We start from the raw sequence: 12,450 nt of genomic DNA on the forward strand, positions 1-12,450 counted from the left end.
CATGTGGCGTCCCTGGGCTAAAGCCACAGGGTTTTCATCTCACCCACTATAAATTGCCTTGAAAAGTAGGTCAGAGTCAAGAGTGAAGGTAACAAGTCAACAGTCAACAGTCAACAGTCAACAGTCAAGCACTTTTTGATTAATGACTAATGACTAATGACTAATGACTAATGACTAATGACTATTTGCTAAACAGTTGTTTTTGCCTTTGACCAGACGCCATTTTCATCTTCATCATATTGTTGATGAATCATCTCCCAAGCTGCATGTTCAGCTTTTGCTTCATCATTTGTCTCTTTTATGACAGTGTTATAACGTTCTATGAATTTACCCTGAGCTTCACCAGAAAGATGAGAGCGAATCTCTGGAGATAAATCCTCTGGACTGTTGCAGCCACCAGCACAAGCCCGAGGTAGTGCTTTCTCAATTGTCTGGACTTCTTCGCCACCAGCAGTTTGTATCAGCAATTGGTATTCTCCAGAGCGATCGCCAGGCACTTCTGCCATCACTAAGAACTCACCAGCCTCTAAGCGAGTTTGGTAAACTGCTGCTTTGTCTTCTGGCATACCCAATGTGGTCAAAACAGAGACCAAACCTGCACCTGCACTTCCGGCGATCGCACCACTTGCAGCTCCGAGCAATACAGCACCAATCGGACCTGCTGCGACAATCGGACCGACAAAGGGAATAAATAGTACGCCTACACCTGTGAGTAAGCTGAGGAAGGAACCAAACAAGGAACCAAAGACTGCCCCGCTTCTCAAGCCTCCCAGAATGACATCTCTTTTAGTAATAAAACCTGCAATTCGGGTTTCTGACTGAAAGTTTCTGCCCATAACCGAAATATGGTCTCTGGACACACCCCGGTCTAGTAAACGCCGAATAACATCATCAACTTGCTTCTGTTCTTTAAAAACCGCTGAGATAGTACGCTCTGCCTTATATGCTTCTGCCACTTGAACACTCCTTTTTGCTTTTCCAGTTGGCAGACTGAGGGGGTAGATGCACTCCTATTTACTCATACCTCAATCTGCCATTTTAAACTCACACCTTTAGCTGTTAACTGTTCACTGATTTGGGCGAATGCCAACACAGATTACACGCCTACAGGAGTTTTTGTTTGTCCTAGGGTCTGTGAGCCATCTGGCTGTAACTCTTGTCCTTCAATAAATGAGCGTAGCATCCAAGCCATCTGTTCATGTCCTTCCATCAATCCAGTTAGGAAGTCAGCAGTTCCCTCGTCATGGAAATTCTCACTGGACTGGTCTATGTGGTCCCGCAAGTTGCGAATAATCTGCTCATGGTCTTCCACCAGTCGAGTGACCATACCAGTTGCTGTGGGAACGGTACCTGCTTCTTCCTTGAGAGTAGCAATCTTGAGAAATCCTTCCAAAGTACCAACTGGATAACCACCCAAAGCACGAACCCGCTCAGCTACAGAATCGATAGTTTCAGTCAGTGTTTGGTAGTGCTCTTCCCAAAGTTGGTGCAGAGAGCGGAATTGAGGTCCGACCACATCCCAGTGGAACTTTTTCGTTTTTACTAACAGTACATAGGCATCTGCCAAATCTTGATTCAACAGATTAATCACACCTTGACGCTGTTCGTCGGTCAAACCAATGTTTAACTTGCGCATGACTTTAAATCCCTTAGCTCACTACTTTATTAACCTTCACAAATTCAACCCCTACCATCATCAACCTAAGGAAAGATTGTTTTTTATAACTAAATATAAATAGACATCTCAATATACAAATCGAGATGTCTACCCAATGGTGAAATCAAAAATTAACTGCTCAAAACCCGAGAACATTGAGCAACAATTTATTTGTTACACCCAATTTTAAAAACCACACCTTGGTTTCATGAAAAGGCATGGAAAGTAAGAAACTTTGCTTACTTTTTACCTGTAATTTTTTCCAAAAAGTTCTCAACTTGTTCTTCCGCCGAAGTTGCTTGTTGAGAATTCTCAGGACGATTCATTTTATTAATATCAGCCGCTCCCTGAACCTCGTTCAGCCCCTCGTTTGCTCTTTCTGTTGTCTCTTTCAATCCAAGAGGTGGTTTTGCAGTGACTTCGTCAGTTTTTTTCTGAGTTTCGAGTAGCTGCGCTTCACCTTTTTCAGGATTGCTCCTTTGGGTACCGATTGCAGCAGCGGGAAAAGCATAAGAGAAAATCAGTAAGGCACAAGTGAATACAACAATGAGAAATCGCACTGGACGCAACATAGATAAACCAAGACCAATATTCTTCATTGAAACTCCTCCAAAGTAATGGTGATCCAAAAGACACAGATAGTTTTAAACGTTGGCAGGCTAGGATTCTAGACACTGCCTATCACAAAGTTTGGATAGACTATAGTTTACCTGATTTGGTATCCATCGAGATACTTTTGAGCAGTGGTTGCAAAGCAATCTTAATTTTCAAACAGAAGCCTCTACTTCAATTTAGCCCAACAAGAGTGTTAAAATTTAGCTGTACTTCTATCTTTCAAAGCTTGATTGCGGCTTCAATTTCAATTTTATCAAGATTCAACCTAATCTTTTTTCTACTTTGAATACACAGAAAGAGGAATCGTCCTGTGGGCTGAAATCTTTTTTCTGTACTTAACTATATATAATCAATCTACAGATAGATAAAATTTGTACAATTTTGGCAGGTTAAGCAATAATGGTTTGGTGCATTAACTGTGAATTATTTTTAATATACTAATCATTCTTAACATAATATATAGCAGTCCTATTTGAGTTGTAAAACTGCTCGTTATGACCGTCCTTAGTACTGGATTGCACAAGTTCGTAGTGAATGACAGCTTCTTTCATTAAGTTTCACATGGCGTTTTTGGGGCACGGCATGCTGTGCCCATTAATTCAGATTCACCTTGAAAGTACCAACACTGGCTTGCAATTGCTGGGAAATCTCCACAGTTTCGTGTAAAGATTGGGAAACCCGAATAGAAGAATCGCTCGTGCGCTGTGAGCTAGCAGCAATATCTTTCATCAATTGGCTGACTGTTTGCGAAGTTTGCGCCTGTGATGCTGTGGCGAGCGAAATCGACTGCACGAGCATGTCTATCTGATGTGAAATCTCCAAAATCTGAGCCAGATTTTGCTTGGCATCTTCGACAATACGTGTACCTTCGACAACAGTCGTGGTTCCCATCTCCATCGCTTGCACAACTGAGGTTGTTTCGCGTTGGATGTTCTCGACTATTTGTTCAATTTCTGTGGTGGCGGCGGCGCTGCGGGCGGCTAATTCCCCAACTTCTTCTGCCACAACCGCAAAACCTTGACCTTCCTCACCTGCACGTGCTGCTTCGATTCCAGCGTTGATGGCGAGCAAGTTGGTTTGCATGGAAATCTGATTAATTAATGCCACCACACGCGAGATTTGTTGCGTTGATTCTCCCAGGCGCTTGACTTTCTTGGCGGTTTCGCCAACTGTTTCACGCAAATACAAAATGTTTTGCACTGTCATATCCATTGCTATGCCACTTTTTTTGGCAGTTTGGGCGGCGCTATTGGCTATTGTTGCTGCTTGATCGGCGCTATATGCCACTTGTTGAATCGATTGGCTCATGTGATCAACTGCATCGAGTGTGCGGTTGATTTCTTCTGCTTGAATCAGTGCTTCTTCTGCCAATTCACCGATTGCTCCAGAGTTTGTCCAGATCGCCTGATTCACCTGAGTAGCGGTTTGTTGAACTTGAGTGACAATTAAGCGCAAACTTTCAACGATAGAGTTAAAAAAGTCAGCAACTGTGCCAATTTCTCCCGCTGTCACTTCAGCACGCACCGTCAAGTCACCACTGGCTGCACCTTCTACTTCACTAAGGAGTTCCAAAAGTTGCATTTGCAGGGTTTCTTTTTGTTGGCGTTCGTCTTCTGATACTCTTTCTGCTACTCGCCGTGCTTTTTCCACCTCTTCAAGAAGTTGTGCTTGCTCTAGAGCATAGCCAACTTGAGTGGCGAGTTGTCTAAACAAATCTATCTCAGTTTGTTGCCAATTGCGGGGACTGTCGCAATGATGAGCAATCATCAAGCCTACCAATTGCCCTGCAATAATAATTGGTGCTACCAAATTTGCCTTGACTGCAAATTTCTCCAACATTTTGATGTAACAAGCTGCATTGCTCAGACTAGAATCTTGATAGATGTTGGATATTGCCCGCACTCGACCATCTTTATAACTGTCTACATGACGTTCTCGAAAACAGGGATCGTCGATGTGCACGCCTAACATTCTTGGTAAACCAGCCGTGACTGATTCAGCGACGACATTTCCATCCAAGGTTTCTAAGTTGAATTTATAGATGACAACCCTGTCTGTCTTGATTGCTTGACGAACTTCTCTGACAGCTGTTTTGTAAATGTCCTCAACTTTCAGGCTTCTACGAGTACGCAAGGTAATCTCTGTAAGTAACTTTGCCCTTTCAGTGTCGAGTTCTTGGTCTTTCATTAGCGCTTGGAGTTGCGACGCCATTTGGTTGATGTTATGACTCAAAATCCCAAGCTCGTCTTCTGATTCCACCTCCAAACGGGTATCGAGTTCTCCTAATCCAAGTTTTGCCACGGCTGCGGTTGCTTTCGCAATTGGTTCTGTGGTTCGTTTCGCTAACCACACGGCAATCAATGCGACAATTAATGCTGTCAATCCTGTCCCGATTGCAACTGTTAGTAATAATTGTCTTTGAGGCTCAAATGCAGTTGCTGTATCTGTCGCTAGAATAAATCGCCACTTCAAATTGGGCAATCCATCTCGCGTTCTGGATGAGTAGCTGACAAGTTGCTGTTGGTTATCAGTTTGATTAACAGTGATAAAAGTATCGTCTTTTTTTTGTGCTTGCCGTTGTGCTAAACTAGGAAAAATTGCTATGGCACTTCTACTTAGATCTTTCTTATCCGTTGCCAAGAAGAATTTTTCCGAACCATCAGTCAGATAGTATTTACGTCCTGATTCTACAGAATTTTTGATGACATTATCTAGAGCTTTCACGGCTATTCTAGCTCTGACTATTGCGATCGTTTCTCCTGTGGTACGTTTTACAGGTGCTGCGATAATAACACCCAAATTTCTTGTATTTTTTGTGACTTCTGGTTGACTGATGTAAAAACGGTCGTTCTGCCGTACTGCTTTAAAGTCCTGACTATTGCTTTGATTGGTAATTGAATCTCCCTGAGATTGTGCAATCACATCACCATTTAAATTAAATACAGCAATGCTGTCATAGACTTTGTAAGTATCTACAAACTTATCCAGCAATTCTTGTTTTTCTTTTTGAGAAAAAGTGTTGCTAAATTTAGAATCTGTAAATATTGGTAGACTAGATATAAGTTGAATATTGTTATACCGATCTATCATGAAACGGTTGACTTTGTCTGCCAGACCCTTGGCTTCTGCTTGTTGAATTTGAGAAATTTTATTGCTTAAGGAATTACTGGCAACTAAGTAGGCAAGCGCTCCAATTGCTAAGACTGGAAGCGTTCCGATAGCGATCGCCACTAATGTCGCTTTGGTACCTAAACTTAACCGCTTCAAAGTTAAAGATGCACGATTTTGTGTATACTTACGACGTATTTCAGTATTTGCCTCGTTAGGTCGTTTTATCCCATTACTCTCCATAGTGAAATCTTCCGAGTCAGAAACAGATGTTTCATTTTGACTATCAATATTCTTAGCTGCATCAGTTTTATTAAACATAAAGATATTCTCCTGAGGTGGTGAATGAACATAGGAAAAATCAGTGTTTTCTTTGGAGTACACCCTAATCACTGCGGAGAATAGAAGACTGTACAATTGCTTGTGCATCTAAAACAAGCAATATTTCTTTTTGTTGAACAACGCAACCACGTAGATAGGGGGTTAAACTGGATGCAACTTGTCCCATGGGAGAGCGAATTTCATCAGGCAAAAATTTAGTTGTACCTTGTATCTCTTGTACAACTAAACCTAAAAGCACTGAATCTACCCGGATAATTATCACATTATACTGCCGTTGCCTATTATCTAGATATTCAAGATTGAACATCCTTGGCAAATCGATCACCCAAACTATGCGACTGCGCCAGTTTATCAATCCTATGATACAGGCAGGCATATTTGGCATCGATGAGATGGTTTCAGGTGGCACAACAACCGCTTCTTGCGTGTGCCTCATGGGTAGGGTGGCAGATGTATGTCTATTTAGCCGAAACTTAAGATAGCCATCCCCCAAGTTATTTTGATTTTGTTTTAAAGATACTAGTTTGGAACTATTCATTTGATTCAAATGACTACTGATTTAATAGCTCGTAGGAGCTGCTCCCGAGTGTAAGGCTTTGTGACATAAGCATCAGCGCCTTGTCTCATTGCCCACAATCGGTCAATCTCCTGATTTTTAGAACTGCAAATAACAATCGGCACTTTTTGAGTCACCGGATTTCTCTTAAGAGAACGACACAACTCAAAACCGCTCATTCCTGGCATAACCACATCGGTGACGATAACGTCTGGGTTTTGTAATTGCGCTTTTTCTAAAGCTTCCTTTGCACCCGTGGCTTGTATAACGTTATAACCACTTTCTACGAGATAATGGCTCATCAGTTCTAATTCACTGAGAGAATCTTCGACAATCAAAATTGTACCAAGCAAAGTAATACTCACTTCTACATCTCCTATCTCACTACATCGACTTTCAAAAAACGTTGTGACTGTTCTTTTGTGTTGACCTCAATTATCAATATGTTTAAACACCATTTTCAACAAATCTGATTGAGAAAAAGGTTTAGTCAAATAGCCTGACGCTCTGACCATTTTTGCTTTGGCTCTGTCTATCAATCCTGTTCTACCAGTCACCATGATTATAGGGATATTCTTAAAAGCTGAATGCCTCCGCAACAAAGAACATAGCTCATAGCCATCTAAATTTGGCATTTCTACATCTAGTAAAATTAAGTCAGGTTTGCTGCGGAGAATTTGCATCAAAGCTTTCACCGGATCGCTGATCATCACAACGGAAAATGTACTTTCATCCAAAAAGTGCTTGATAGAATTTAAGACTGTTGGACTGTCATCTATACAGGCAACTGTGTATGCACTTTTCTCACGAGATTGGTGAGAATCTTTGTTGCTGTTAAGATGAGAGATATCAAAATTATTCTGTTTTGGCAATTCTTCCCCAGGCGTAACTTGATGCCGCGTTGCCGAAACCTCAGTGGTAGACACAAAATGAGAGGTAACCTGTGTATCAACGGTTGATTGCGTCTGTTGGCGATGGCGTAACTGCTTTTGACAATTTTCTACAAGTAATCGCAAGTCCAAACGACAAAACTTCGGTAGTTCATTTAACGGAGTTTCACTCTTAAATTCATAGCTTCCTTGTTTTATGATTAGAAATGACTCCAGTACTTCTCTTGCCAATTCATCTATCAGGACTGCTGCTTGAGGAGGAGTGATGTATTCTTCGTTGACTAACCAGCAAATAGCCTGATAATCTGGTTGCGGTGTTGACTGATGATCTTTGTTTTGGTCAAATATCAGTCTGACACGCATAAGAGATGTACTGTTGAGAGTGTGTGTTTGCTGGCTCAAACGCCCCAAAAGATTTTCAAGCCGTTCAAACATTTTATCTGAAGAGGCATAAACTAGTTTACCGTCTTCTAGATAGATTGACCAAGAAGCCGACTCTGTAAATACTTGTAAGCAGCCTGTAGCACGCCGACTTGTTAATTGTGCTAGTAGAGATAGCGGATGTAGTTTCTGAAAAAACTTGTAGCTACCTATAGGAGTTGTGCTCATTTTGCTTTTACTCAGGCTAAATTCTTGCTAGTGTGAGCTAAATTTATGCAGGGTTTTCCACAAGTCCGTTGAAACGGTTCATAGCTTTTGTTATGAAAAGTACAAAAGTCTTTCCTTAAGATTTGTGAGAAAACTCAGCGGCAGCACCCTTCTATTAAGATAGAAAAAACCTCAGATAACTCGCAAATTGCAGTGAAATTTACTAACTTATACTGAGATTAGCAGACATCTTTACACAACAAGTAAAAAGAATGTAAAGACTAGATGAAGCAAATCACCTCAAAGTGAGCCTTGTCTAATGGCAACCGAGATAATACTGCTTTTTATTGCCACAGGATCCCTGCTATCTTTAGTACTCGTACTTAAGTATAATACGGTTTTTGGAACCGAGATAAATCTCAGGTAAATTTTGCTAAAACAACAGTGTTATAACTTTAAAATTGTATAAAATTAACATCAAGTATCCGGGTAACAGAATAGTGCCAATGTCTGTTATATATCCCAAAAGTGAAATCTGCCAATCAAATTATTAATACAATTTTGAAATTTATAGAGTTTTAATTGATACGAAATCAAACTTAACACTAAGAATGAGAAAAGAATTGTAATGACTGTTGCATATAGTGTGTTGTATCAAGTGTCATCGTAGCCATTTTTACTTATGAAGATTTTTTGACAGGACAAATAGATACATTTTAGACGAGTGCTTTTTAAAGAAAAATTATAGTATTCAAACAAAGAGCTAAAAAAAACTTCTGCCACCTTTTGTTTCTATTACATATTTTTATACTTTTATAAATTAATGATTCTCAGTTAGCCGTCTACACATTTCCCTCTTTTTGGACAAATTCCTTGTGTATGGAGGCAAATACTGTATGTATCTCCTCCACAAGATACCGTGGTTTGGCTTACGTTCGCCAAGCCTTAAAACGACAAAACCATGCCCCTGATCAATTTTGAATTGATCAGGGGCGTTGGGGAATAAACAGTCACACGTTACACAGGTGACAAAAAAGACCTGCGAACATAACCACTTAATTACTATTCTTTATTGACGTACTCCCCTGACTAAAGTCTAGGGGATTCTTAAAGGATGTTGACATACAGGCTAAAGCCATGTATTTTACACTCTTATTCCTGTTTCATGGACTCTTAACTAGACTGTGACCAGTCCCCGTCAGACCGTCTCCGCAGGCAATTTTGCTTTACATCTACGACGCGTCCCACCGCAGATAAGGTACAGTCCGAAGACTACGTTTCTGCTCTCGGAGTCCAGTTATGGATATCCTGCATGGGTCGTCACCCAGTACCTTCAGAAATTATAACAGAGCTAGTCCTTAGACGGCTAAAGCCTAGACAACCCTTCCCTAGTATTGACAACCCTAGACGTCTTTAATTAACTCATCAACGAATTCTCTAAGCCGTGCTTGCCAGTCAGGGACGGCTTTTAGCTTATCTTTCACACCTGGGAGTACCTTGAAACAAACTGGATCTTTGTCAAAGGGCTTGTCACTAGTGAAACCATAGTTGTTCTTTTTCTGGAATCTCATTGACGCAACATGTAGTAGTGAGTATACTGACTATATCACGAGTATTGAGGTGACGCATTGGGACAAAGAAATGAGACAAGCCTTTGTCTGTTAATTTGTCAGCACCCACAAGTATTCGTTGTAATAAGGCTTGTCTCATTTCTCCAGTCATTCCCCCGGTGAACAATGCTTTTATCCATTAAGACAAAGTTAAAGCTGACAGCCGAACAAAAAACCATCATGAGTAAGCATGCAGGGATTGCACGTTTTACATACAACTGGGGTTTGGCTACCTGGAATAGTTTTGTCAAAGATGGATTAAAGCCTAACAAGTTCATTCTGAAAAAGTTCTTTAACAATCACGTCAAACCTGAGTACGGCTGGATCAAAGAAAAAGGGATTTGTCAGAAGATCACCCAGTATGCTTTTGACAACCTGGGTGACGCTTTCTCTCGGTTTTTCTCAAAGAAAGGTGGCTATCCCAGGTTTAAGAAGAAAGGGCATCATGACTCTTTCACTATTGATGCAAGTGGTAAACCTATACCTGTTGGCGGCACATCAATAAAGTTACCGACTATTGGGTGGGTTAAAACCTACGAAGGACTGCCGCATACTACTTGTAAGTCAATCACAATATCTCGTACTGCTGATAGTTGGTTTATCGCTTTCGCTTACGAACAAGAGCACGAGCCAACTGTTAAACAACACGAGATTGTAGGCGTTGACGTCGGTGTGAAGGAACTAGCTACACTCTCCACTGGCGTAGTGTTTCCCAACCCTAAACACTACAAGACCCACTTAGAAAAGCTTCGCCGATTATCCCGAAAGTTTACTAACAAACAGAAAGGTTCTAATAATCGACATAAAGCAAAAATCCAACTGGCTAAACATCACGCAAAGGTAGCCAATCTCCGAAAGAACACTCTTCACCAAGTCACTACTTTCTTATGCAAGAACCACGCAAAAATAGTAGTAGAAGATTTGAATGTTTCGGGAATGCTATCTAACCACAAGTTGGCTCAAGTCATCGCTGATTGTGGATTCCATGAGTTTAAGCGCCAGTTGGAATATAAAGCTAAAAAGTTTGGTTGTGAAATCATCATCGCTGACCGTTGGTTTGCATCAAGTAAGACCTGTTCCTGTTGTGGCGTCAAGAAAGAAACACTCACCCTAGGTGAACGAGTTTTTGAATGCGAACATTGCGGTCATGTGATGGACAGAGATTTAAACGCAGCCGTTAATCTATCGCGTTTGGCTAAAGCGTGAAAGCTTACCGAGGGATAACCGCTCCCATGCTCCCCGTGACGTAAGAAGTAAATGTCTAGACTTGTCTAGGGTTTATATAGCAGAAATAACAGGTTGAAAACCTGTTGTGTCGGGTTTCATCTCCTCCTTAAAAGGTAGGAGTTCTCACCCTCCCACTTGCAACCCGATAGTGCGGATGAAAGGACTTGAACCTTCACGCCTTGCGGCACTAGAACCTAAATCTAGCGCGTCTACCAATTCCGCCACATCCGCATTAGTAGATGATTATATCATAACAGAATTATGTCTTGCAATATCTAACGGTTAGTTATAGGGATTAAACCCCGTCCTTAAGGACGGGGTCTTTCCTTGTTATTAGTGGTTCGTCGTTAGTTGTTTGAGTACCTACTTAGCACTAGCCACGAACCAATAATCAGCTTTGACTAAGCCACCGCAACACGAGGTAAACGGTGCTTAAACCCGCAGAGAATTTCCCAAGAAATTGTATTTAATTGATTTGCCCAATCTTCAGCAGTAATTTGTTCTTTTCCCTCTGTTCCAAGTAGGGTGACGACTTCGCCTTCTTGCACATCTGGTAATGCACTCACATCTAGCATCAACTGATCCATTGTAATTGTGCCAATTTGCGGCACCCGTTGACCGCGAATCAACACTTGCATTTTGTTGGAAAGATTGCGAGGAACTCCATCTGCGTAACCAATTCCTATCACAGCAAGGCGGAGTTCATCTGAGGCTATAAATTGATGACTGTAGCTGACGCCAGTTCCAGGAGGAATGGTTTTTACTTGCGTGACTCGTGCTTTGACTTGTAAAACGGGTTTCAAGTCTATACTTAAGCATAAATGATCAGCTGGGTAGAGTCCGTATACAGCTAAACCCACACGCACAATATCGTAGTGCAATGCTTTGTCGCTCAAAGTAGCAGCTGAATTTGCTAGATGTAGACAAGGCGGTTCTATCCCTAATGTTCTTAGTTGAGCAATGACTTGCTCAAATCGTTGTTGCTGTTGTTTCATCGTTGTAGGATCAAGACTATCTGCCGTTGCCAAGTGAGAATATATACTAGCGATCGTCAGATCAGGTAACCGCTGCACAAGTTGAACAAACTCAGCAGCCTCCTGCCAATTTGTTCCTAACCTGGACATTCCCGTGTCTAATTTAACGTGTACAGGGAGTGGAGTCTTATAATTGATGGCTTCTAGAGTATTGGAAAAGACTAAAGCTTGTTTGGGAGATATTAGTGTTGGTTGAAGTTTCCATTGAGCGATCGCATGAATCTGCTCTCGGGTATGAGTTGCACCTAGTATCAAGATTGGAGCTTTAATTCCCGCTTTTCGCAATTGAATTCCTTCTGGAACTGTAGCGACTCCTAACCAACTGGCTCCTGAGTCTAACACAGTTTGGGCGACTGTGACTGCTCCATGTCCATAAGCATCGGCTTTTACCACCGCCATCAGTTGGGTCTGCGGTGACAGTATGCTTAAAAGCTGCTTGACGTTGTACGACAATGCTGACAAATTAATTTCCACCCACGCACGTTGGGACAACCAAGGGTAAGTATCCCACTGCTGATCAGAGGTTACACTGCTCTTTGGCTCATGACTCAACATCTTGAATGACTCCTATCACACCACTGTTTGGCTTCTAAATCATTTAGATTATTACTCACTGCTATAAGCCTAATCATGATCAATTGATTTTGGAATTGGCACAAGATCATGAACAGAGAGTGCGGGAAGAAGGGAGAAAAATTTTTAGCTCTTGACCCTTACGGGTTCGCCAGTTGACGCCAGGTGCTCCACTTGGGGAGCACCTGCGTTGGGCGGCTGTGCCGACTTGTAGCATGTGGCGTGAGACCCCAAGACCGCACTGGCTCCT

General features: G+C 41.6%; 9 protein-coding genes and 1 tRNA gene. 1 reads left to right on the forward strand and 9 read right to left on the reverse strand.

Going from position 1 to position 12,450, the window contains the following annotated elements; translation table 11 throughout:
* Positions 1-188: 188 nt before the first annotated feature.
* The 7 genes from DP116_RS21785 to DP116_RS21815 form a co-directional block, all read right to left on the reverse strand.
* The gene (locus DP116_RS21785; RefSeq protein WP_169157162.1) at positions 189-956 is read right to left on the reverse strand and encodes a ChaB family protein; all 768 of its coding nucleotides are present in this window, start codon (positions 954-956) and stop codon (positions 189-191) included.
* Between the two features lie 140 nt (positions 957-1,096).
* Positions 1,097-1,636 (reverse strand): Dps family protein, encoded by a 540-nt coding sequence (locus DP116_RS21790; RefSeq protein WP_169157163.1) that lies wholly within the window; start codon positions 1,634-1,636, stop codon positions 1,097-1,099.
* A gap of 260 nt (positions 1,637-1,896) precedes the next feature.
* Positions 1,897-2,256, reverse strand: a complete 360-nt coding sequence (locus DP116_RS21795; RefSeq protein ID WP_169157164.1) for a hypothetical protein — start codon at positions 2,254-2,256, stop codon at positions 1,897-1,899.
* 610 nt (positions 2,257-2,866) lie between these two features.
* A complete protein-coding gene (locus DP116_RS21800; protein WP_169157165.1) occupies positions 2,867-5,701 on the reverse strand; it encodes a methyl-accepting chemotaxis protein in 2,835 nt (944 codons plus the stop codon).
* A 64-nt stretch (positions 5,702-5,765) separates the two neighbouring features.
* Positions 5,766-6,260, reverse strand: coding sequence for a chemotaxis protein CheW (locus tag DP116_RS21805; RefSeq protein WP_169157166.1), 495 nt, complete (start codon positions 6,258-6,260; stop codon positions 5,766-5,768).
* 5 nt (positions 6,261-6,265) lie between these two features.
* The gene (locus DP116_RS21810; protein ID WP_169157167.1) at positions 6,266-6,643 is read right to left on the reverse strand and encodes a response regulator; all 378 of its coding nucleotides are present in this window, start codon (positions 6,641-6,643) and stop codon (positions 6,266-6,268) included.
* A gap of 66 nt (positions 6,644-6,709) precedes the next feature.
* Positions 6,710-7,777 carry a response regulator gene (locus tag DP116_RS21815; protein ID WP_169157168.1) on the reverse strand — a complete coding sequence of 356 codons (1,068 nt, stop codon included), beginning with the start codon at positions 7,775-7,777 and terminating at the stop codon, positions 6,710-6,712.
* Positions 7,778-9,492: 1,715 nt separating this feature from the next.
* Here DP116_RS21815 and DP116_RS21820 point away from each other — a divergent pair.
* Entirely contained in the window at positions 9,493-10,572 is a 1,080-nt protein-coding gene (locus DP116_RS21820; protein ID WP_169157169.1) for an RNA-guided endonuclease InsQ/TnpB family protein, read from the forward strand.
* 170 nt (positions 10,573-10,742) lie between these two features.
* On the opposite strand, the gene DP116_RS21825 is transcribed toward DP116_RS21820, so the two are convergent.
* Positions 10,743-10,824: transfer RNA gene (locus DP116_RS21825), tRNA-Leu, on the reverse strand.
* 170 nt (positions 10,825-10,994) lie between these two features.
* A complete protein-coding gene (gene alr, locus DP116_RS21830) occupies positions 10,995-12,182 on the reverse strand; it encodes an alanine racemase (protein ID WP_169157170.1) in 1,188 nt (395 codons plus the stop codon).
* Positions 12,183-12,450: the final 268 nt, after the last annotated feature.

It is taken from the genome of Brasilonema bromeliae SPC951 (genome assembly GCF_012912135.1).
Taxonomy (GTDB): Bacteria; Cyanobacteriota; Cyanobacteriia; order Cyanobacteriales; family Nostocaceae; genus Brasilonema; species Brasilonema bromeliae.